Raw genomic sequence first — 21,381 nt, 5'->3', positions numbered from 1 at the left:
CCCCATGCAGCCCTCCGGCACGCCAGCTATTTCTATCGCAAAGAACTGCCTGCATCAGGTCAGGTTGTTCTTCATTGCCTTGCAGTTTTTTACCCGACTGCCCATTCCGCGCTGGGTAGGTTTCGAGCCGGACTGGCTGCATCACGCCAGCCGCTATTTTCCGGCGGTGGGTATTGTGGTCGCCGCCGTCACTGCCGCTGTGTATTGGCTCGCCAGCTTGCTGCTGCCGCCTGCGGTCGCAGTGCTCCTTTCCACCATCGCAGGGATCTATCTGACCGGAGCATTCCACGAAGACGGATTTGCTGACACCTGCGATGGGCTGGGTGGCGGCATGACCCGTCAGCGCGTGCTGGAGATCATGACGGATTCACGCATCGGCGCGTACGGTGCGATCGGCATCATATTGCTGCTCGCACTGAAATGCGTGACGCTCACTTATTTGCCGACGCAGTCGGTGCTCGCCGCATTGCTGATCGCGCATCCCTTGTCGCGTCTGGCGGCGGCATCGCTGATCTGGCGGCTCGCGTATGCGAAGAGCGAAGGCAAAGCCAAGCCGCTGGCACAACGCATGACAAACAAAGAATTCCTCATTGCGGCAAGCTCCGCGCTACTGCCCGCGCTGGCATTGCTTGGGCTAGGCTGGGTACCGTGGCAGAGCCTGCTCGCCGCAATCGCTGCATGTGTCCTTTCGACGTTTTGGCTCGCCCGTAAATTTACTCGCCGCCTTGGTGGCTACACCGGCGACTGTCTCGGTGCAGTCCAGCAGGTAAGCGAAATCAGCTGTTATCTCGCCTTGCTGGCAATGGTGCACTGACCATGCGCCTGTTTCTCATTCGGCACGGCAAGCCGGAAGTCGACATGGGGACCTGCTACGGCAGCAGCGACCTTTGGGTATGCGAGCAGGAGCACCGTCGCGTGGTGGACGCGCTTCTGCCGGCCTTGCCGCGTGGTGTGCCAATTTTTAGCAGTCCGCTACAACGATGCCGTGTACTGGCTGAAGCGCTTGCCGAAGCCGTAGATGCTCCCGAAATGTCACAGGATAGCCGGCTTGCCGAGATGCATTTCGGAAACTGGGAAATGCGCGCATGGGAGGAAATACCGCGCAGCGAAATCGATGCGTGGGCGGCTGATGTGGTGCATTACCAGCCGGGCAGGGGCGAAAGCGTACTCGACGTCGCTACGCGTGTGCGGGGCTTTTATGACGATATGCGCGGCAGTGGGGTCGCCGAAGCGATTGTCGTTTGCCACGCAGGAACGATCCGGCTCTTACAGCAATGCCCTTCGCATTCATTGCCGAGCGACATTGCACATCATGCTGGCGGGGTCCGACATACCATTCGCTATGGAGAGCTGATTATTCTTCCTTGTTCTTGATTGGTAATGACGAAACGTTGCCTGATTGATCACCATGGATCACCTGCATAAGCCTTTGCTTACCTATAGACGAGCATCGTGCAATTTTCGTTACGCTTGTTGTCGCCCGTTACTGCAAGCTTTACAATAGCGGGGTTTTGGTGCCCGCCCGCATATTCATGCAGGCAGTTAAACGGGAAACACGATGCTCGATCGAGCACAACGTGTGCTGCCCCCGCAACGGTAAGCAAGCGTCACTACAGAAGCCGAAATGGTGACTGTGTGACAGACGGTCCTTCGTACCACTGTGCAGTCCGCATGGGAAGGTCGACCGGTTCATCTTGCCAGCCCGGATACCGGCCAGAACAGGTGGAAGCATGCGGACGGGGACCGTCGCGACGCAGACCGGCAATGCCATAGGCGTTTCAGGCGCGACAGGCTAACCGGGCTCTCTCGATATCGACATCCAGTTCGAATGCTTTCTTTCAATCCAGCCTGCGGGGAAGCAGGCCGGTTGTCTATTCACTGGAATCACAACATGCATTCATTCGTATCCCTGGCCTCTCCGGCAGCTGGAAAGCCGTTGGCCATGGCGCTCGCCGTCTGCGCAGCTTTTTCCGTATCAAGCGTCGCGTTGGCCGAAGAAAAAAAACTCGAATCGGTCGTCGTCACTGCAACGAGAACTCCACAGATCGCCGCCGAAGTATTGAGCGATCATGCGGTCATTACTTCCGAAGACATTGCAAGGTCCGGACGTACCTCGCTGGTCGATCTGCTGCAACGTCAGCGCGGCATGGAAATCGTACGCAACGGAGGGCCAGGAGCCACGTCATCCGTATTTTTGCGTGGAACCGACAACAAGCAGAATATTGTTCTTGTCGACGGCGTACGGGTTGGCTCTTCAACCAGCGGCGGCGCAACCTGGTCGGCGATTCCGCTGTCCCAGATTGATCGTATCGAAATCGTTTACGGACCACTGAGCACCATGTATGGCGCGGATGCTGTCGGTGGCGTTATCCAGATTTTTACCAAGCAGGGTGACGGGCCGCCGAGCCCCACGGTGTCCGCAGGCGTCGGCAGCTACCATACCTACAACCTGGAAGCGGGCGTATCGGGATCGACAGAAGGCTTCCGCTACGCGCTGCGCGCATCCCATGAAAAGTCGGACGGGTTCTCATCAACCAAGAGCGGTGCATTTGGTTTTAATCCGGACCGTGACGGCTATGACAATAACAGTGCCAGCGGACAGTTCAGTATGCAACTGACCAAGGGACATGAGCTGGGATTGACGTTCCTGCATAGCGAGCTTGAAAACCAGTTTGATAACAGCGCAACGTTCGACGACCGCAGCAAACAGAAACTCGCTACCTACGGCGTCTACAGCAAGAACCAGATTACGCAAAACTGGAACAGCCAGCTCCAGGTGGCACAGTCTCAGGACCGCTCGGTATCCGACATGCGTACCGGCCGCACACTGTTCGACACGACACAAACTCAGGTCAGCTGGCAGAACAATATTTCGGTCGCGACCACCGATGTGCTGCAACTGCTGGCTGAACACCGTCGTGAAGAAGTCGATTCGACGACCACTGAACTTATCGGTGCGCGCACGACCAATTCACTGGCGGCTGCCTACCAGTTAAAACGTGGCGCGCACCTGGCGGCAGCCAGTATTCGCAACGACGACAATTCACAGTTCGGATCGCGGACGACGGGCAATCTGTCGTATGGATACCGGCTGAGCAATGCCTTGCGAGCCAGCGCCAGTGCCGGTACCAGCTTCCGTGCGCCTACTTTCAATGACCTGTATTTTCCCGGTTTTGGCATTGCTACCAACCGCCCGGAGAAGGGCCGCAATGCTGAAATGGGTCTGTACTACGACGACGGTAAGTCGCAATACAGTGCCGTGTACTACCGTAATCGCCTGAGCGACCTTCTGGTGAATACCAATGTTTGCCCTGTGGAACAGGCAACACACCCGTTCGGCTGCTCCTACAATGTCAACAAGGCCTTGCTGACCGGATTGACCTTGGGGATGACGCAGGCATTGGGCGATTTCAAGTTGCGTGGTTCGCTCGACCTGCAAGACCCGCAAGATGAAACTACCGGGCGACAACTTGCGCGCCGGGCGAAGAAGCATGGCACGCTGGCGCTGGACTATGGCGTCGGCAAGGCAACGGCTGGCGGCGAGCTGATTTTCTCCGGCAGGCGCTTCGATGACACCAACAACCGTAACCGCCTCGGCGGCTATGGCGTATTCAACCTGTATGCGACCTACGACTTCGCACCCAACTGGTCACTGTTCGGGCGCTGGAACAACGTGTTCGACAAGGATTATGAACTGGCAAGAAACTACAACACTGCCGGCTCCAATGTCTTCGTCGGAGTGCGTTACGGGATACGTTAACTTTCGGAATGCACGTGCATAGCCCAGTCGTCTCATTACCTTCTTTCCAGGAACGCCGGAGAGCGGTCGGCATCCTTGCGATGCTGGCCGCCATCGGCTGCGCCACGGTGCTGTTTGCATGCGCCATCGGCTCCGTCTCCTTGTCGGCATCCGAACTGTTTGGTGCACTGGCGGACATCCTGTCAGGGCAGCCGGCAAGCCTCGCAGCGACGTTGCTGGAATTGCGGCTTGGGCGTGCACTGTCGGCGTTTGTGACAGGAGCGACGCTTGCGCTGGCCGGCGTGATGATGCAGGCCTTGCTACGCAACCCCTTGGCGGACCCGTATGTCCTCGGCGTCTCGGGAGGGGCTGCGGTAGGCGCGCTCGCCGCCATCCTTTTCATGGCGGCAGCCTGGGTAGTGGACGTCGCCGCATTTGGCGGAGCCATAGCGGTAGCGTTTCTGCTGCTCCTGCTTGCGTATCGGGATTTGCGCGGCGGCGGTGGAGACGGCAACGCGCCGATGCTGCTGTTGACCGGGGTGATTGTCGCCGCAGGTTGCAGTGCACTGATCACGCTCATGCTGTCGGTTGCACCGGATAACCGTTTGCGCGGCATGGTGTTCTGGCTGATAGGCGATCTGTCGGCAACACCTTTGCGCTGGCTGCCATGGCTGATCTGGGGCGGAGCGCTGATGTTCGCTGTGCGGGTGGCGCGCGCGATCAACGTGATGGCCTTGCATGCGGAAGCCGCTGCAACGCTTGGTATCTCGGTTGCCAGACTGCGGCAGGGCCTTTTTTTATGTTCTGCCCTATTGACGGCGAGTGCGGTAAGCAGCGCCGGCAGCATCGGGTTTGTCGGTCTGATTGTTCCTCATGCCTGTCGTTTTGCATGGGGCCCCGATCACCGTCTGTTGCTGCCGGCCGCCACACTGGCCGGCGGTAGTTTCCTGGTGCTCGCGGACACCCTTGCGCGCACCATCATCGCGCCACAACAATTGCCTGTCGGCGTGATCACCGCGCTGATCGGCGTGCCGGTGTTTCTGGTGCAGCTGCATCAGCTTTACAGGAAATAGCGCGGATGCAGACAATCAATCTTTCACTGCGTATCGGCTCCCGCGTCCTGGTCACCGGATTGGACTGGCAAGTAGAAGCCGGACAAAGCTGGTGCGTGATCGGACGTAATGGCGCAGGAAAAAGTACGCTGCTGCGTACCCTGGTCGGTTTGCGGCAACCGGACGGCGGCGCTATCCATATCGATGGACGTCCTCTCGCAGACTGGTCGTTGACCGCGCTTGCTCGGCAGCGGGCTTACCTTGCGCAGGGCCGCAACGATGCCTTCGGTTATCGCGCGATTGAAACCGTACTCGCCGCGCGCCATCCCTACCAGGACGATCGATACTGGGATGCGGAGGACGATTACCGTGTTGCGCATGCCGCCTTGCGCGCGCTCGATGTCGCCGAGCTGGCCGAGCGCGACGTCCGTACGCTATCCGGCGGCGAGCGCCAGCGAGTTGCCATTGCCGCGACGCTGGCGCAGGAAGCGCCACTGCTGTTGCTCGATGAACCGGCAAGCGCACTTGATCTCGCACATCAGGTCGGCGTCATGGAATTGCTGGCACGCCTGTGCCGTACGGAGCAAAAATCCATCATCCTCGTCAGTCATGATCTCAATCTGGCGCACAGCGTCGCGAGTCATGCCTTGCTATTGATGGGTGATGGCGAGTGGCAGGCCGGACCGGTGCAGGAAGTGATGACGGCGGACCTGCTAAGCAGCTGTCTCGGTTATCCGATTGATCTTGTCAGGCATGGCAAGCGAACCATTTTTATTCCCGCAGAGGAGTCGTACCATGAGTGACGATATCAACGAACGCCACCGCGCCAGGATGCAGCGCAAGAAGGAAGTGGTCGACCAGAAGATCGAAGCGGCCAAGCGCGATGCTGGCGTACTGCTGGTGAACACCGGCAATGGCAAGGGCAAGAGCTCCAGCGCCTTCGGCATGGCGATCCGGGCATTGGGCCATGGCATGCAGGTCGGCGTGGTCCAGTTCATCAAGGGCGCGAAGTCGACCGGCGAAGAATTGTTCCTGCAGCGCTTTCCCGATGAAGTCAGTTTTCATGCCATGGGCGAGGGCTATACCTGGGAAACGCAAAATCGTGAGCGCGATATCGCCGCCGCCGAGCGTGCCTGGGAACAGGCCAAGAGTTTCCTGTCTGACCCGGCAATCGGCTTCGTTGTCCTCGATGAACTCAACATCGCACTCAAGTACAAGTATCTCGACGTGCAGCGGGTGATTGCTGATCTGCAGGCCCGACCACCCATGCAGCATGTTGTCGTTACGGGCCGAGCAGCGCCGCCAGAACTGATTGAAGTGGCGGACACCGTGACCGAGATGCAACCGGTCAAGCATGCATTCGCCGCGGGCATTGCCGCCCAGCCCGGCGTTGAATGGTAAATGGTAAACCTATGAAGGTAAGCCTATGAAGCACGCTGCATCGGCACGTATCCTTCTTGTCTCGGCCATGTCGTCCGGACAGGGCAAGACCACCGTGACCGCCGCGCTCGCGCGCAAGCTGAAACGCCAAGGCAAGCGGGTAAGGGTGTTCAAGACCGGTCCCGACTTTCTTGATCCGATGATGTTGCAGCGTGCCGCTGGGAGCCCGGTGCATTCGCTCGACCTGTGGATGGTCGGCGAAAACCGCTGCCGTCATTTGCTTGCGCAGGCGGCGGCAGACGCCGACGTCATCCTGATCGAAGGCGTAATGGGCTTGTACGACGGCACCCCATCATCGGCTGACCTTGCCAACGCCTTTGGTGTGCCCGTCATGGCGGTGCTCGACGCGTCGGCCATGGCCCAAACGGCGGGGGCTGTTGCTCGTGGTTTGCGCGACTATGGTCCGGTCCAACTGGCCGGTGTGCTCGCCAATCGCGTCGCCAGCGCAAGGCACGCGCAAATGGTTGCCGACGCCATGCGCGACATTCCCTTGCTGGGCACCCTGGCGCGTCAGGAACAGTCCTTACCTGAAAGGCATCTAGGTCTTGTACAGGCAGACGAAATTGGCAATCTCGACACCTTGCTCGACCATCTCGCCGACCAGCTGGACCTTGATCAGGCGGCCTGGGAGGCGATGCCGGAGATTATCCTGAATGATCCCGCCAGCGATGTGCCGATCGAGCCGACGCTCAAAGGAAGAAAAATTGCAATCGCGCGTGACGCGGCATTTGCATTCCTTTACCCGGCCAACATCGATTGCCTGCACGCGCTCGGCGCTGAATGCCTGTATTTCTCACCGCTGGCAAATGACGTCGTCCCGGCGGATGCCGACGCGGTATATCTGCCGGGCGGTTATCCCGAACTGCATGCGCGGACCCTGTCACAGGCCGACCAATGGCAGGCATCGATCCGTAATGTCCATGCCGCCGATCTGCCCATCGTTGCTGAATGCGGCGGCATGATGGCGCTCACCAATCAACTTGTGGACCTGGAGGGTACGACCTGGCCAATGGCCGGCGTCCTGCCCGGAAAAGTCAGCATGCAAAAGCGGCTTGCCGCACTCGGTCCACAAGCCTGGAGAACTGGCCAGGGAGAATTGCGCGGCCATGCTTTCCATTATTCGCACATGGAGTCGACGTTGCAGCCGATGGCTCACACCATCAAGCACCCGATGAATATCGAGGGTGAAGCGATATATCGCGTCGGTTCGCTCACCGCGTCGTATTTCCATGCATATTTCCCGTCATGTCCTCGGGCAGTGGAAAGTCTCTTTCTTCAAACGGCGGCACCATGACGGCAACACTTGTGATTGGCGGCGCCCGTTCGGGGAAAAGCGCACATGCTGAGGCGCTGGCAACAGCAAGTGGAAAGCGGATGATCTACATCGCTACCGCGCAAGCCGGCGATGCTGAAATGGCCAGCCGTATCGCCCACCATCGCCAGCGACGTGATACGGCGTGGGAGACGATGGAAGAGCCGCTCGTCCTGGGCACGGCGATCACACAATGGAGCAGGCCGGACACGGTGATCCTGGTCGATTGCCTTACGGTGTGGTTATCCAATCTGCTTTTCTCCGGGCAAAATGATTATCCCGACGTTGGCCCGATCGTTCCGCCCACGGCATTTACTATCGAGCGGCAATCCCTGCTTGACGCGATTGCCAATGCAAGCGGAGACGTGATACTGGTGACTAATGAAGTTGGCATGGGCGTGGTGCCGCAAGGTGCGATTTCACGCTGGTTTGTCGACGAAGCAGGGCGCCTGAACCAAGCGGTAGCCGCGCTCTGCGATCGCGCTGTATTTGTCGTGGCCGGCTTGCCGATCATGCTCAAGGGACAGCCATGCTGACTGGCATCTCGCCCTTGTGGATTGCCATCATGATGGCAGCAGGCGTGCTGCTAGACTGGCTGCTGGGTGAGGCGGGCCGTTTTCATCCCCTGGTTGGCTTCGGCAAGCTCGCGGGCAAGATCGAAGGTTTGCTGAACCGTGGAAACGGTGTGACCCTGCGCGGCATCGCCGGCTGGATTCTTGCCGTGGTACCGCTGGTGGCGTTGTCGAGTGTGATCATCCACTTTGCCGCACAACTGCATTGGATATTTGCCACAGCACTGCACGTCATCCTGCTTTATTTTTGCATCGGCCTGCGCAGCCTTCGCGATCACATCATGCCCATCGCAGAGGCGTTGGCAAGCGGCGACCTTGCCGCAGCACGCCAGCTCACATCGCGTATTGTCAGCCGCGATACCGGGCGCGCCAGTAGGAGCGACCTCGCCAAGGCCGCGGTCGAGTCAACACTGGAAAACGGCAACGATGCGGTCTTCGGCACCCTGTTCTGGTTTGCGGTTGCGGGTGGACCGGGCGCATTGCTGTTTCGACTTGCCAATACGCTCGATGCGATGTGGGGATACCGCAATGCCCGATTCCTCGCGTTTGGCTGGATGGCCGCACGTACCGACGACGTGCTCAACTGGATTCCCGCGCGGCTGACCGCGTTGTCGTATGGCGTGCTTGGCGATACCCGACGCGCACGCGAATGCTGGATGACGCAGGCCGCGGCATGGCCAAGTCCGAATGCCGGACCCGTGATGTCGGCTGGCGCCGGTTCACTCGGGGTGGCCTTGGGCGGCACTGCTGAGTACGACGGCATCGTCGAAACGCGGCCACCCCTGGGCATCGGGCGCGAAGCAGAAGGAGTAGACATCGTCCGTGCTTGGCAGTTGGTGGCACGTACGACCCTTCTGTGGCTTATTGCAGCCGGTGTGTTGGCATTTGTGATCGAGAGGATGATCCATGCTTGAACATGGCGGTAACCTGCGCGACGCGGCTGCGCGCTTCGGTCGGCCCGAAGCCGACTGGCTCGATCTGTCCACGGGCATCAATCCGGTGTTCTATCCGATTCCTGCGACCGCACCAAATGCATGGCACCGGCTTCCACAACCCGACCGCGCTTTGGTCGAAGCGGCGCAAGCCTATTACGGCGCCCCACGAATGATGCCGGTGGCAGGAACGCAGGCTGCGATACAGGCCTTGCCAAGATTGCGCGACAAGACGAGCGTCATCATTTCCGCACCTTCTTATGCCGAGCATGCGCACCGCTGGCAACAGGCTGGACACGTGGTTCGGGAGGTAGACTACAACCGGTTGGCGGAGCACGTCGACGATGCCGATGTCGTGGTTGTAGTCAATCCCAACAATCCGACTGGGGCCATGATTGCCCCTGAAATCCTTCTGGAGTGGGCGGAACGACTGGCGGCACGCGGTGGCTGGCTGGTGGTCGACGAAGCATTCGGCGATACCGTGCCGGAGATGAGTGTTGCACACTGGACTGATCGGCCGGGATTGATTGTGCTGCGCTCGGTCGGAAAATTCTTTGGCCTTGCAGGACTGCGACTTGGCTTTGTCGCTGCTGAGCAGAACATGCTGGACCAGCTCGCCGAGTGGATCGGTCCATGGTCGGTCAGCGGTCCGGCGCAACAGATCGGCACCGCTGCATTGTCCGACATCACGTGGCAAAGAGAAATGCATGCCAGGCTGCGCCGCGATGGCGATCGCTTGCGTGGCCTGTTATCGGAGTATGCAGTCGCCTCGAGCGGTACCGCACTGTTCCAGTGGTGGCCCGAGAAGCATGCGGAAGAGTTTGCACATCACATGGCGGAACGCGGTATCTGGGTGCGGTTGTTTGTCCATCAGGCGCATGGTATCCGGTTGGGATTGCCCGGCGACGAAGCAGGATGGCACCGCCTGACCGCAAGCCTGGATGACTGGAAAAGGAAAAGCTGATGATCGGAGTAGAACGCACACGGGTCCGGATAAAAATATGGCTAGGATTGGCTGCACTACTGAGTGCGCAAATTCTTCCTGCCTGGGCTGCGATCAACATGCGCGACGATGCAGGTGACATGGTGACACTCGCGCAACCGGCGCGGCGTGTGATCTCTCTTTCGCCTCATGTAACGGAAATGCTGTTCGCCGCCGGCGGTGCGGAACGCATCGTCGGGACCGTCAACTACAGTGACTATCCGCCTGCCGCGAAAAATATTCCGCGCGTCGGCGACAACCGCTCCGTGGATATCGAACACCTGCTGTCGCTGAAACCCGATCTGCTGGTGGTCTGGCGTCACAATGCATCGTCACGCCAGATGGATCAGCTCAGACGCCTCGGTATTCCACTGTTTTATAGCGACCCCAACAAGCTGGAGGACATTCCGGAGTCAGTGATGCGACTCGGTCGACTCATGGGCACCGAACAGCAGGCACAGCAAAGAGCAGGCGAACTGCGCAGGCAACTCGACACTCTTGTCTCAAAATATCGCAACCGGCCCCAGGTCCGCGTGTTTTACCAGGTATGGGACAAGCCGCTGTACACGCTCAATGAGCGGCACATCATCACCGACGCGATCCGGGTTTGCGGCGGCGAAAACATTTTCGCATCCCTGTCGATGACTGCACCAAGCATTACCCAGGAAGCCGTGGTCAAGGAAAACCCGGAAGTGATCGTCAGCGGCGACAGGAACGACCAGGCTGTCAGCGGCATCGAGATCTGGAAACAGTATCCATCCATGCTGGCGGTCAAGCGCGGCAACCTGTTTGCCATTGACGGCAACCTGATCAATCGTTCCGGACCGCGCATCATCGCCGGTGCGAGTGAACTGTGCGCGCGTCTCGAACTTGCAAGAGGCCGCCGGGGAGACGGTTCATGAACTGCTATCAGCGTATTGCATGTCTTAGCACCGAGGCGGTCGAAACTCTCTACGCGCTTGGTGCGGAAGACCTGATTGTCGGAATTTCGGGATTTACGGTACGTCCTGCACGCGCCCGCAGCGAGAAACCAAAAATCAGCGGATTTTCCTCGTCGCGTATAGAACGCATACTGGCCGTGGAACCGGATCTGGTCATCGGGTTTTCCAACATGCAGGCGGATATCTGCCGTGACCTTGCCGCAGCGGGAATTGAGGTGCATCTGTTCAACCAGCGCGATATCGCCGGCATTCTCCGCATGGTGCGGGTATTGGCCAAGCTGGTCGATCGCACGGACGCGGGCGAACAACTTATCGCCGAGTTACAGACTGCGATCGCCTCGGTCACAAAGCAAGTCCACGCAGAACCCTTGCGCCCTCGTGTCTATTTCGAAGAGTGGAACGATCCACTCATCAGCGGCATCGGCTGGGTATCCGAAATGATTACGCTCGCCGGCGGGGATGACGTCTTTGCCGATCTCGCCGCACATTCGAGCGCAAAGGAACGCATCATCGCCGATCCGGCTGAAGTGATACGACGTGCTCCCGACATCATCGTCGGCTCCTGGTGCGGAAAGAAGTTCCGTGCCGAAACCGTGTGCGGGCGTGAAGGATGGGATGTCATCCCGGCGGTCCGCAACGGCATGGTCCTCGAAATCAAATCCGCCGATATCCTGTCGCCCGGACCGTCCGCCATCACGGAAGGCTTGCCGCAACTGGCCGACATCATTCGCCGCTGGCATCAACAACAATCATGAACTTTCCCTTCTCCACCCTGATGGTGCAGGGCACGACCTCCGACGCCGGCAAGAGTACCGTTGTCGCCGCGTTGTGCCGCCTGCTCGCGCGCGATGGTATCCAGGTCGTTCCCTTCAAGCCGCAGAACATGGCGCTCAACAGCGCTGTGACAACGGATGGCGGTGAAATCGGGCGTGCGCAGGCCTTGCAGGCGCAGGCGGCCGGATTGCAGCCGCACACCGATATGAACCCGGTACTTCTCAAGCCGTCGAGCGATACCGGGGCGCAGGTCATTATCCACGGACACGTGCGCGCCGATATGAACGCACGCGATTACCATCAGTACAAAACAGTGGCCATGGGTGCGGTACTTGAGTCCCACCGCCGGTTGAGTTCTCAGTATCAGGTTGTCATGGTGGAAGGCGCCGGCAGTCCGGCGGAAATCAATCTGCGCGACCGCGACATCGCCAACATGGGTTTCGCGGAAGCGGTCGACTGTCCTGTGATCCTGGTCGCCGATATCGACCGCGGCGGCGTGTTCGCGCATATCGTCGGTACGTTGTCCTGCCTGTCCGAAAGTGAGCGGGCGCGCATCGTCGGCTTCGTGATCAATCGTTTCCGTGGCGATATCAGCTTGCTGCAACCCGGCCTCGACTGGCTGGAGCAGCAGACCGGCAAACCTGTTCTTGCCGTGCTTCCTTATCTGCACGGATTGTTTCTCGATGCAGAAGATGCGGTCAAGCCGGAACAAAACGAGCAGGGCAGTTTCCGTGTCGTCGTACCCGTACTGCCGCGCATCAGTAACCACACGGACTTCGATGCCTTGCGTGCGCAACCGGACATCGATCTGCGCTTCATTGGGCCCGGCCAGTCGATTCCTTCGGCAGACCTGATCGTTCTTCCCGGAAGCAAGAGCACGCGCGCCGATCTGGAATGGTTGTTACGTAACGGTTGGGATGAAGCCATACGCAAGCATGTGCGTTACGGTGGCAAGGTGATCGGCATTTGCGGTGGATATCAAATGCTTGGACGCTCTGTGTCCGATCCGCATGGCGTCGAAGGTACGCCTGGCGTGACGCAAGGGCTTGGATTGCTGGATGTTGATACCGAAATGACGCAGGCCAAGCGCCTGGCGCGCGTGGAGGGACGCTGCGCATTCGCCGATGCCTTGGTGACCGGCTACGAAATCCACATGGGACAATCCAGTGGCCCGGCCACGGAACGGCCAGCTTTCCAGATTGCTGACCGTGCAGAAGGTGCACGTTCGGACGATGATCTGATTCTCGGCACCTACCTGCATGGCGTTTTTGATGCACCAGAGGCGATGCGCGCTTTGCTGGAGTGGGCAGGGCTGAAAGACGTCAAACCTGTAGACCTTGCATCATTGAGGGAAGCAAGTATCGACCGAATTGCGGATGCGGCTGAGTCCTTGTATCAGGCACTGAAGAGATATCGCTGAGATGTAATAAACCAAGCTCGAAGTGCTAACTCGTGTCCGATTTCATCTCGCCTTGAGATTAGCCGGACTTCCGAGTTCGGCCAATAGGAGTCCGTCAGAAGTTTAATTCAGCGCTCTAATTTTGCCGGACATCGCTATTGTTCGCCAAATGCTCCTTGAAATTCCCTAGTTAATATCACGAAGCTGCCGCTGGATTGTAAGTTGAGCCAAGCAACCAAGACACGAAGAAGAGAAATACCAGCAACATCGCGAACAACGTCGAAACCCGACGGCTGTCTGCCGGATTCTCTATCACTGCCGGTTTGCCAAATCCCACGCCAATAAGATAAGCCGTGAATACGGTGGTCAGATAATGCACGGCGCCAAACATCTCTCCCAGTTCGCCTTTGCGTGGATGGTCGATTAGTACGTGCGACAACAAGACAAGTAAAAGATACGCGATTGCCGCCGACAACGGTGGAAGATAAAGCCCAAATGACTCTACCCATCGCTTGACACCAGGCCTCGTACGCGCGATCAAAGGCAGTATAAGGTTATGGGTAATGCCCACAATGAAAATTAGCTTAACGAGAATCGTCTTATGCAAGCTGGCACTTCCCAGTGCCAAGTTGTGGAGATTCGTTTCGTATTGACGATTATTCTGCCGGAAGAACTCGGGAGAATCGACCCCCAGGACCCGCTGGAACCAACTGATCTCCTCGAGCGCTGCCAGCGCCACGAGAGCGCTTAAACCTGCAATGGCAATTACCTCCAAGCTCACCCACGACTGCTTGGTTGCACGGTCCACGGCAATGAAACCTAACATCGCAGCCAGGACCGTAAAACAAAGGAACTGCATCCATTCCACCAACCCGTCTTCGCCGAGCAGGCGCCACATGCGAGGCGAGTCAGCATCTGACCAAGCCAACGCTAATGCAAGCACAACGACATTAATTCCGACTGCTGTAACGATCGCCGGATGCATAAACGAATTACGATTTCCCACAGACCTATTCCTTATTATAGAAAACAAAATATGCAAGTTCTGGACATTGTTGGATATGCATCCTCGAACCAAGTTTATGCATCACTCCCGCTTAGGATGTCCCACCGGATACTGGCGCCGCCATTGTAAACCTGTTGCACAGAGCGACACGAGCGACCATGTCCATAGCAGGGGGTCCAACAACGAATCCCACAGATTACCGGTAGGTAGACGCAGCAGCATAAACATCGCCGCTGCCAGAAGCAATGCGAATGCCGAAGATGGCATCTTGCCAATAACCGCGACAGCGGAACTTGCAATAGCTAGCATTAATGCTAGCAGGGGAGCAAAAACCGGTTCGAACCCGACATAGTAAATACCTAAAGACAAAATGCCAATCGCGTCGAGGTAAAGTAACGCCCCTCCCAGTACGATGGGAACCGAAAGCGTGACAGGCATGACTGTCTTCTCGAGACTACCTCTGAAAGTCAAGTGCAGTTTGACGAGACAGAGTCCGAACAAGAGTCCGCTCGGCCATTGGAAGGCTAGGCCTAGCCAGAACGATATGGACGACTCACCCGGCAAAACGGCGAATAACATGGCACTTGCCAAAAGTAGGCTCACCGCAGTACGTGATGTTCGTCCAAAATGCTGCAGTATTGCGATTCCCAGTGCAGTAAGCACAACGCTCCAGGCGATCCGCCCATAAATAATCTGCCACTCCAACTCGGGCAAATTCATTGTGCTTCCTTCCCTAACGTAATTTGGTACACATGATGCTCAATGGATGTACGCCTGGATGTATAGCTCACATGTAATTCGTCGCCGACCTGCTGCAGAGTAGGATAGGAAAATTCTTCGCCTGGCTCGCCCCAGGCCACATCAAAGAGGTATTCCCATGATCGCGCGTCCTTGGAGATTGACAAACGAAGCATATTGCGCGACGACCCACTTTCTGTGACGTGATTGTGCAAAAGTAGATACCCTCCCTCGGTAAGCCGAAGTGCGGCTACCGAGGTACTGTGATTGGGAAGATCCAGTGGGGGGAGGTCCTCCCAAGTTTCTCCGCCGTCACGACTAAAAGCTTGTTGGATCTTGCGTTCATCACTGGCATCGCGCATCAAAGCATGTGCTTCGAACGATGAAACGGGAAAGACTGTCGGCTGTAGCGAAGTTGTGCGCTCTCCAATACGTGTCAGCCATTCGGGTTCGCCATCATTGTCAAAGGCCATGATCATGGGATACTTGATACCGAGTTCAAAGTATGCAGGCAACCACCATCCGCCATTAGCCAACCCGACCGGGGTCGCTCTCACAAGTACGCTGGTGTTGAATAAAGGCGACATTGGGAGCAGCCGCTTTACCTCAAAACTTTCACCATGATCAGATGAGACCAGATGTACCACCCGCGATGCTGCCCAACCGCCTAGACCAGTAGCTACGACGAACAGATTGATTGTTCCATCGCGGGCGGTCCAGACTACCGGGTTCCCAATTCGACGGATACCAAGACCCAGGGCAGCCCCGAGAGATGATCGACTCGCGACTTCACGCGCATCACTCCATTTTCCGTCACTCCAGTGCGAGGTATACACCTTCACGTCCGGGCCGCTCTCCCGGCTGCCGGCCCACCAAAATGCCAGCATCTCGTCACCTTTAAGTGCGGTTAATGAGCTTGCATGTGCAGACGGAACGCCTTGTGGCATGGGGATGTGAGAGGCTGAAAGCTTACGCAACGAGACGGTGCGATGCTCAGTAACGTCAACCATGGCCAATGCTACGTTCTCTGTGGTGTCGTTGGACCAGCGCACGACCTCCGCTGCAAAACCTCCGAGCAACGCAATACAACAGGCTAGTATTTTGATGAGAGAATTTTCCGATGATCTACGCGGAGTTAAATGGAGCTGTAATCCTGTTTTGATCCTGGTTCCGGCTAATGTACGTCTGAATATGCTCGGGTTAATCCGATCATAAGATTGCTTCTTCGGCAACATGATTCCCCATGTTCTTTCTAAGTGCTAAACGATGTCAAGCTGGCACTGCACCAACTGGTATCCGTTAGTTTTATGAGTAAGTAAACGATTGAGAACTGCGTTATATCCTAGTGACCAACCAACACATCGTGCCCATCATGCTTGTCATGTACGGCAAATTTGTCCACCAGGGTGGCACTAGCTTCGTTTAGGCCATGCACTTCCACTAGCGTACCTGATTTACGAAACTTAAACACGACCTTGTCCAGTGCATTGATTGCGGTGATATCCCATAAGTGCGCGTGGCTAAGATCGATATACACCTTACAATCATCACGATGCTCGAACTCGTCGGGTGTTCTTGTAAGTGTCTGATCGAGTCCCAGTTAAATGTGCCGATGGACACCATGATCATCACGGCAACGAGAGCCGCCATCGGGATCTGCCTGACCCATTCGCCCGAAAACACGACCAGAATTAACAGCACGACACCTGCGGTCAAGGTTGAGAGGCGACCACGGTCCACCGGACTTCACGTTGATGACGGACTGGCCGATCATTGCGCAGCCAGCCATGCCGCCCACGGTACGTATGTCCAGACCCATTGCAATGGATACACCTGTAAGCACCACGATTGCGACCAGTGGGGACGGCACAGCGTGCGTCACATAAGGCAAACCGTAGATGATCGCCAGGTCTGCGGCTGTGACGGCGTATACGTGCCACGTAACGTTCGTCAGCTCAGGCAGCTGGGCGAGGAAGATCAGGATGGCTAGTGCGTTCACGAAACCTGTCACGACCGAGCGTGAGACGAAGCGCATCAACTGGCCGAGTTTTATCCACTCCGCGATAATTTGCAGAACGCCTGCCAGGACCGTGGCTGAAAGCAGGTCGTTGCGGACTTTGGAAAACCAGTCCTGGCGAATACTTGATAAAGACATAGAGATACTTTCTCGGCTAGAGTACGCCGAGTACAAGATGACAAGAACGCTACGTGAACGGCCGTGCGCAGCGTATAGAACAGAACAGTGAAAGGACCGCCGCCGCACGGGTGTCGTCGTTCCATCTGCCGATGAGATGGTGTCCTACGGGGGAGTAACTGAGCAGAAATAACCGCATGGCAATCCTGCTCCTGTGTAGGAGGCTGCTTCTAGGTATGACCGTACAAAACGAGCGCGCTCAGCGATGTGAAATTCGCAAGAAAGCTGGTTCAGTGATGGAAAAGGAACGACCATAGCCCTCTATTTTGCATTGCAGCACAGATTGAGTCAAGATACGTGCGCCCGGCGCATGCTTCACAAGGCGACTATCGTGCAGACGTATTGAGTCCAGGGCTCGCGACAATGCCTTTATAGATCGGCATTCTTTCCCTGAATGCATTTGGCTCTCACGCAGCGAGTAGACGAATGGGCGCTTTCCGGAACGGGCAATTTCCGGTGTGGGTCGAACGCGAAAGTTCGCGATCTGACACATCCTGTCAGATCAAGTCACGATTTATACAGCTAAGATTCCCTCGCATGTATAGTGCGCAGAAATGCGTATCGCGCACCATGGAAATCGATAGATGCCATTGTGCGCGATATGCACCGCCAGGTCGGCTTTACTAATTTTTAGCGAATGCGGCGATCAGGTCCGTCGCGTGCTCTGGTCCGAAGAGCGTGCCTGTGAGCTCACCATGCTTGCCTCGAAAGCCTGCATTTGTACACCCAGCGCCATCATGTCGATATTCGACTGTTGCACCTTCGGGAACAGGCTTTGCTCTTCGCTTTCGACGTGGTGCATCACGGAGTCGCGCAGCTGGGTCATCAGTTGATCGTACTGCGCGTCGCCTACAGTCATGGCACTCAGCTGATCCATCAATTGCCGAGCTTCCTGGTGCTCCTGTTCGCAGTGATCCACCAGTGATGGATCGGCCTCATGCACCTTCGGGTAGAAAACGGTTTCTTCCAGGTTGGCATGCATGTCCAGCAATTCAAGAATGCGCGGCCCCGCTTCCTGCTTTACCTTCATGTCGTGCGTACTGAGATAGCGCTCGAACAGTTGCCGTACAAAGCTGTGGTCTGCCTTCAATGCATCGAGCGGTTGATCGACAGGAAATCCGGCACTGCTACGATGCTCATGGGGATCCATATCCATACGTGTCTCCTTGGTGCCAAAAGTGGCAATGATCTAGAGTCTAGAAGACACCCTACAGATAACAAGGTTTCATCATGCTGTCGTCGGTTTCCAAAAAATCGCACCAACACCGTTTGCTCCTGGTAAAACCGAGATTCAAAGAAAGTCTGCATAAGCGTGACGACCTGTTATCGGTGTGATGACATGCGCGGAATTTGTCTTACGAAATAAATGCGCTGTCTCACATAGAAATAAAAAGGCCGCAACGTAATTTCCGTGCGGCCTTTGTCATAGGCATACTTCCATTCCAGTTCGAAGGTATAAGGAATGCTGCGATTGTTACGCCGCCTTTTCCGCTCTTCGTTGCAACACAAAAATTGGCTGTGCCCAATGCGACTCTTTTTTCTTCTTGCTGGTAATCAGCGTCAGTTCGGAGGGATCGTAAACATCCGTGTTATGCGTCAGCGGCGTTGTCATCAGGTATTGTGCATCGGTATTCTTGAGGAACTCGCCGACCAGCTGAATGTTACGGATATCAAGGTGGGCAAACGGTTCATCGATGAAGACAAATCCACCTGAGCCATCATCGGATTTCAGCAAGCCGATCAACAGGATCAGCGACTTCATCACTTGCTGGCCGCCTGAAGCTTCGCCGTCGTTCAATCCGATCGGACCCTTGCCATCGAATTTGAAGCGTACCTGCAAGCCGGCCTGCGCAAGTTGCACATCATCATTTTCAAGACGTACCGGATCGGTGTGGACTTCGATGTTGGCAAGCTCGCCCAGCTCCTTGATATTGCGGCTGTAAGTCTTGATGGTGTAGCGCAGGCGTTCGATGTAGGCGCCGCGCGCATTCGTGGTCGCTTCTATCGCACGGTTGTTCTGATAGCGGCGTTCTTCGGTCTCGGCCTGGCGCCCTTGTAGCAAGGCGGTCAGACGCACATGCTGGTCGACCACCGTGGAATCCGTTTCCCAGTCATCGCGTTCCAGATCGGTTGCGAGGTGGCCGATACGCAGGTTTACCTGATGCGCATTTTGGTGCAGCTCGACCAGCTCGGCACGACGAGCTGGTCGTCGCCATGCAGCTGGTAGATGACGCCAGTTCTTGCGAATCTCCGACAGCGCCTTTGCGTGAGCGGCGCGGTCTTCCTGCGTACGCCTCTGCGCTTGCCTGACATAGGTTTCGTTGTCGGCAAGCGCGCGCTTGGCGTTTTGCCAGGCACTGTCGGCAAGCGTGCGTTCCTCGGTCGCTTTCTTGATAAGCGGGAAGAGTTCGCCGAGGCGTGAACCCACTTCGGTACGGGTTGCCTTCAGCGGCGCAGCGTTGTGCGTCGCCTCATCGAATTCGGCCTGACGTGCCACCAGCTCTTTTGCCGCATCGACGCCGGCAATACGGGCTTTCAGTGCGCTGACTTCACTCGCCAGCTTGCTGATGCGTATGGTCAACTGGTCTTCCTGCGCTTCGAATTTAGGTAGCGACTGTTGCAGCGCTGCGAGACGCTGGGCGCGACCGGCTTGGCCGAAGCGATAACGCGATGCTTCGACATAGACCGAGCGTCCGCCGCGGCGTTCGCGATGGTAGGCTTCCGGTGTTATCCATTCCTCGTTCGACGACAGCTTCATGCCAGCCTCGGCGGAGTCAACACGCGTAATGCGTGCCAGTTGCTCGATCAGCCATCCCGGCGCCTTGGCCGTAAAGCGGACTACCGACAGCAGGCTCTGATCCTTGACCTCGGGCGCCGACACGCGATCGGCCACGATGAAATGTGCATACTTTTCCTTTTCGCCGATGCGAAAAGCGGCGGCTGCATCGCGTGCATGTTCCAGCAGGATGACCGAGGTATAGCCGCGCAGCATGCCTTCCACCGCGCCTTGCCAGCGCGCATCGGTGACCTCGACGATATCGGGCAGGATGGTGTGCGCAATGTTGGCTTCGCTCAATGCGCGCCGCATGATGCGCACGTTTTCCGGATCGGGCAGGGCGGCCTTGCTTTCCAGGGCGGCGATCGCGGAGCGTTCCGCCGCGATACGTGCGGCCAGGTCGTCGCGCGACTGGCGTTGCCGTATGTATTCGGCTTCCTTTTGCTCCAGTTCGGCAGCGACGTCGGCGATATCCGCGCCGGCATCGGCTGCCAGCTTCTGCAAACGGGTTTTCTGTTCCAGCAGGCTTTCCAGAGGTTTGAGTTTGCCGTTGATTTCGCCGAGGCGTTTTTCGAGTACCGACTTTTCTTCCTCCAAAGTGGTCTCATGCTGATGCGCGCTGCTCAGCGCGGCGGCGCGTTCTGCCAGATCTATGCGTTTCTCGGACAACTGTGCATCCTGTGCGGCCAGCGTAGTCCGCGATTCACGCAAGACGACGCTGGTGGCCTTGGCTTTCTCGCGGATCTCGTGGTACTGCAGCGTCGGCAGCACTTCTTCCTGCAGGTCGCGCTGCTCCTTGTTCAGGCCTTCCCACTGGTGATAATTGGCCGCACGAAGGCGCAGTCGTTCCTGGTTGGTCTGCGCCGATTCGAGTTCGGCTTCGAAACGCTGCAGTTCGGTTTCGGTGTCACGCTGATGCCGCTTCGCTTCGTCGTAGGCATCCAGCACTTCCTTGTCGCCAAAGACCTGGAATACCAGGTCCAGCAATTGCCGGGGCGCGTATTCGCAGAGCTTGTCGGTTTCGCCTTGCTCCAGCGCCAGCACTTTTGCCATGGCTGGCGACAGGCCCGCATTGGCCAGGCGCTTGCGGTAGCTTTCCAGGCCCAGCCAGTCCGTCGCATCCTGGACTTCCTCGATCTGGACCGCGCCGGCGCGCATCAGATATTGACGCTTCCAGTCGCCGCCGTTTTTCTGGATCTGGCAAAACAGCGTCACTTCATCTTCGCTGAAGAAGCCCGATGCGCGAAACGGACGGTTGGAAAGCTGCCGGCCGGTTGCGCGATTGTCGACCACTGCACGCAGCCACGATGTCTGCTGACCGGCATGGCGCGCATAGTGTTTGTAAGAACGCCCCATCGAGCAGTCGAGGCCGAACAGTGTGCGTAATGCATCGAGCAGGGTAGTCTTGCCCGAGCCGTTTTGTCCGGCAATGGTGATGATCTTTGCATCCAGCGGAATGTTCTTGACGCGTTGCCAGTAGTCCCAATGGACCATTTCCAGCGATTTGATATGAAACATGCGTAT

At 57.3% G+C, this 21,381-nt stretch carries 18 protein-coding genes, 1 pseudogene and 1 riboswitch; of the genes and pseudogenes, 13 read left to right on the top strand and 6 right to left on the bottom strand.

Going from position 1 to position 21,381, the window contains the following annotated elements; all coding sequences use genetic code 11:
- The first annotated feature begins 4 nt into the window (after window positions 1-4).
- From ACFQUU_RS05650 to ACFQUU_RS05590, 13 genes are all read left to right on the top strand, one after another.
- Complete coding sequence (locus ACFQUU_RS05650; protein ID WP_382243907.1) at window positions 5-814, top strand: adenosylcobinamide-GDP ribazoletransferase; 810 nt, start codon at window positions 5-7, stop codon at window positions 812-814.
- Between the two features lie 2 nt (window positions 815-816).
- Window positions 817-1,374 carry a histidine phosphatase family protein gene (locus ACFQUU_RS05645; protein WP_382243904.1) on the top strand — a complete coding sequence of 186 codons (558 nt, stop codon included), beginning with the start codon at window positions 817-819 and terminating at the stop codon, window positions 1,372-1,374.
- A gap of 121 nt (window positions 1,375-1,495) precedes the next feature.
- Window positions 1,496-1,733: riboswitch (cobalamin riboswitch) on the top strand.
- A gap of 158 nt (window positions 1,734-1,891) precedes the next feature.
- Window positions 1,892-3,760 (top strand): TonB-dependent receptor domain-containing protein, encoded by a 1,869-nt coding sequence (locus tag ACFQUU_RS05640; protein ID WP_382243901.1) that lies wholly within the window; start codon window positions 1,892-1,894, stop codon window positions 3,758-3,760.
- 80 nt (window positions 3,761-3,840) lie between these two features.
- Entirely contained in the window at window positions 3,841-4,812 is a 972-nt protein-coding gene (locus ACFQUU_RS05635) for a FecCD family ABC transporter permease (protein WP_382244575.1), read from the top strand.
- A 5-nt stretch (window positions 4,813-4,817) separates the two neighbouring features.
- The gene (locus ACFQUU_RS05630) at window positions 4,818-5,594 is read left to right on the top strand and encodes an ABC transporter ATP-binding protein (protein WP_382243898.1); all 777 of its coding nucleotides are present in this window, start codon (window positions 4,818-4,820) and stop codon (window positions 5,592-5,594) included.
- Entirely contained in the window at window positions 5,587-6,192 is a 606-nt protein-coding gene (cobO, locus tag ACFQUU_RS05625) for a cob(I)yrinic acid a,c-diamide adenosyltransferase (protein ID WP_382243895.1), read from the top strand. The genes ACFQUU_RS05630 and cobO overlap by 8 nt, the downstream gene beginning before the upstream one ends.
- A 25-nt stretch (window positions 6,193-6,217) precedes the next feature.
- A complete protein-coding gene (locus ACFQUU_RS05620; protein WP_382243892.1) occupies window positions 6,218-7,525 on the top strand; it encodes a cobyrinate a,c-diamide synthase in 1,308 nt (435 codons plus the stop codon).
- On the top strand, window positions 7,522-8,079 hold the full coding sequence (gene cobU / locus ACFQUU_RS05615; protein ID WP_382243889.1) for a bifunctional adenosylcobinamide kinase/adenosylcobinamide-phosphate guanylyltransferase: 558 nt from the start codon (window positions 7,522-7,524) through the stop codon (window positions 8,077-8,079). Before ACFQUU_RS05620 ends, cobU begins: the two co-directional genes overlap by 4 nt.
- Complete coding sequence (cbiB, locus tag ACFQUU_RS05610; RefSeq protein ID WP_382243886.1) at window positions 8,073-9,029, top strand: adenosylcobinamide-phosphate synthase CbiB; 957 nt, start codon at window positions 8,073-8,075, stop codon at window positions 9,027-9,029. The genes cobU and cbiB overlap by 7 nt, the downstream gene beginning before the upstream one ends.
- On the top strand, window positions 9,022-10,011 hold the full coding sequence (cobD, locus tag ACFQUU_RS05605; protein WP_382243883.1) for a threonine-phosphate decarboxylase CobD: 990 nt from the start codon (window positions 9,022-9,024) through the stop codon (window positions 10,009-10,011). The genes cbiB and cobD overlap by 8 nt, the downstream gene beginning before the upstream one ends.
- Window positions 10,011-10,931, top strand: coding sequence for a cobalamin-binding protein (locus tag ACFQUU_RS05600; RefSeq protein ID WP_382243880.1), 921 nt, complete (start codon window positions 10,011-10,013; stop codon window positions 10,929-10,931). Before cobD ends, ACFQUU_RS05600 begins: the two co-directional genes overlap by 1 nt.
- Window positions 10,928-11,725, top strand: coding sequence for a cobalamin-binding protein (locus ACFQUU_RS05595; protein ID WP_382243877.1), 798 nt, complete (start codon window positions 10,928-10,930; stop codon window positions 11,723-11,725). Before ACFQUU_RS05600 ends, ACFQUU_RS05595 begins: the two co-directional genes overlap by 4 nt.
- The gene (locus ACFQUU_RS05590; protein WP_382243874.1) at window positions 11,722-13,164 is read left to right on the top strand and encodes a cobyric acid synthase; all 1,443 of its coding nucleotides are present in this window, start codon (window positions 11,722-11,724) and stop codon (window positions 13,162-13,164) included. The genes ACFQUU_RS05595 and ACFQUU_RS05590 overlap by 4 nt, the downstream gene beginning before the upstream one ends.
- 175 nt (window positions 13,165-13,339) lie before the next feature.
- Here ACFQUU_RS05590 and ACFQUU_RS05585 read toward each other — a convergent pair whose 3' ends face one another.
- The 6 genes and pseudogenes from ACFQUU_RS05585 to ACFQUU_RS05560 all read right to left on the bottom strand — a co-directional run bounded on the left by ACFQUU_RS05585 (window position 13,340) and on the right by ACFQUU_RS05560 (window position 21,375).
- A complete protein-coding gene (locus ACFQUU_RS05585) occupies window positions 13,340-14,149 on the bottom strand; it encodes a hypothetical protein (RefSeq protein WP_382243871.1) in 810 nt (269 codons plus the stop codon).
- An 81-nt stretch (window positions 14,150-14,230) separates the two neighbouring features.
- Window positions 14,231-14,869: a hypothetical protein gene (locus ACFQUU_RS05580; protein ID WP_382243868.1), complete on the bottom strand. Its 639-nt coding sequence runs from the start codon at window positions 14,867-14,869 to the stop codon at window positions 14,231-14,233.
- Window positions 14,866-16,122 carry an exo-alpha-sialidase gene (locus ACFQUU_RS05575; RefSeq protein WP_382243865.1) on the bottom strand — a complete coding sequence of 419 codons (1,257 nt, stop codon included), beginning with the start codon at window positions 16,120-16,122 and terminating at the stop codon, window positions 14,866-14,868. The genes ACFQUU_RS05580 and ACFQUU_RS05575 overlap by 4 nt, the downstream gene beginning before the upstream one ends.
- 107 nt (window positions 16,123-16,229) lie before the next feature.
- Window positions 16,230-17,042 (bottom strand): annotated as a pseudogene (locus tag ACFQUU_RS05570) (SulP family inorganic anion transporter).
- 685 nt (window positions 17,043-17,727) lie between these two features.
- The gene (locus ACFQUU_RS05565) at window positions 17,728-18,237 is read right to left on the bottom strand and encodes a hemerythrin domain-containing protein (RefSeq protein ID WP_382243862.1); all 510 of its coding nucleotides are present in this window, start codon (window positions 18,235-18,237) and stop codon (window positions 17,728-17,730) included.
- A gap of 318 nt (window positions 18,238-18,555) precedes the next feature.
- Entirely contained in the window at window positions 18,556-21,375 is a 2,820-nt protein-coding gene (locus tag ACFQUU_RS05560) for an ATP-binding protein (RefSeq protein WP_382243859.1), read from the bottom strand.
- Window positions 21,376-21,381: the final 6 nt, after the last annotated feature.

Origin of the sequence: Herbaspirillum sp. GCM10030257 (assembly GCF_042666555.1) — a bacterium.
Lineage (GTDB): Bacteria > Pseudomonadota > Gammaproteobacteria > Burkholderiales > Burkholderiaceae_D > Noviherbaspirillum.
The sequence above is the reverse complement of the archived record's forward strand: the minus strand, read 5'-3'. Positions and strand labels throughout refer to the sequence as shown.

Excerpts from the sequence above, each read along its gene's own strand:
- ACFQUU_RS05650 (WP_382243907.1), top strand. The coding sequence starts at position 5 with ATGCAGCCCTCCGGCACGCCAGCTATTTCTATCGCAAAGAACTGCCTG.
- ACFQUU_RS05645 (WP_382243904.1), top strand. The coding sequence starts at position 817 with ATGCGCCTGTTTCTCATTCGGCACGGCAAGCCGGAAGTCGACATGGGG.
- ACFQUU_RS05640 (WP_382243901.1), top strand. The coding sequence starts at position 1,892 with ATGCATTCATTCGTATCCCTGGCCTCTCCGGCAGCTGGAAAGCCGTTG.
- ACFQUU_RS05635 (WP_382244575.1), top strand. The coding sequence starts at position 3,841 with ATGCTGGCCGCCATCGGCTGCGCCACGGTGCTGTTTGCATGCGCCATC.
- ACFQUU_RS05630 (WP_382243898.1), top strand. The coding sequence starts at position 4,818 with ATGCAGACAATCAATCTTTCACTGCGTATCGGCTCCCGCGTCCTGGTC.
- cobO (WP_382243895.1), top strand. The coding sequence starts at position 5,587 with ATGAGTGACGATATCAACGAACGCCACCGCGCCAGGATGCAGCGCAAG.
- ACFQUU_RS05620 (WP_382243892.1), top strand. The coding sequence starts at position 6,218 with ATGAAGCACGCTGCATCGGCACGTATCCTTCTTGTCTCGGCCATGTCG.
- cobU (WP_382243889.1), top strand. The coding sequence starts at position 7,522 with ATGACGGCAACACTTGTGATTGGCGGCGCCCGTTCGGGGAAAAGCGCA.
- cbiB (WP_382243886.1), top strand. The coding sequence starts at position 8,073 with ATGCTGACTGGCATCTCGCCCTTGTGGATTGCCATCATGATGGCAGCA.
- cobD (WP_382243883.1), top strand. The coding sequence starts at position 9,022 with ATGCTTGAACATGGCGGTAACCTGCGCGACGCGGCTGCGCGCTTCGGT.
- ACFQUU_RS05600 (WP_382243880.1), top strand. The coding sequence starts at position 10,011 with ATGATCGGAGTAGAACGCACACGGGTCCGGATAAAAATATGGCTAGGA.
- ACFQUU_RS05595 (WP_382243877.1), top strand. The coding sequence starts at position 10,928 with ATGAACTGCTATCAGCGTATTGCATGTCTTAGCACCGAGGCGGTCGAA.
- ACFQUU_RS05590 (WP_382243874.1), top strand. The coding sequence starts at position 11,722 with ATGAACTTTCCCTTCTCCACCCTGATGGTGCAGGGCACGACCTCCGAC.
- ACFQUU_RS05580 (WP_382243868.1), bottom strand. The coding sequence starts at position 14,869 with ATGAATTTGCCCGAGTTGGAGTGGCAGATTATTTATGGGCGGATCGCC.
- ACFQUU_RS05575 (WP_382243865.1), bottom strand. The coding sequence starts at position 16,122 with ATGTTGCCGAAGAAGCAATCTTATGATCGGATTAACCCGAGCATATTC.
- ACFQUU_RS05565 (WP_382243862.1), bottom strand. The coding sequence starts at position 18,237 with ATGGATATGGATCCCCATGAGCATCGTAGCAGTGCCGGATTTCCTGTC.
- ACFQUU_RS05560 (WP_382243859.1), bottom strand. The coding sequence starts at position 21,375 with ATGTTTCATATCAAATCGCTGGAAATGGTCCATTGGGACTACTGGCAA.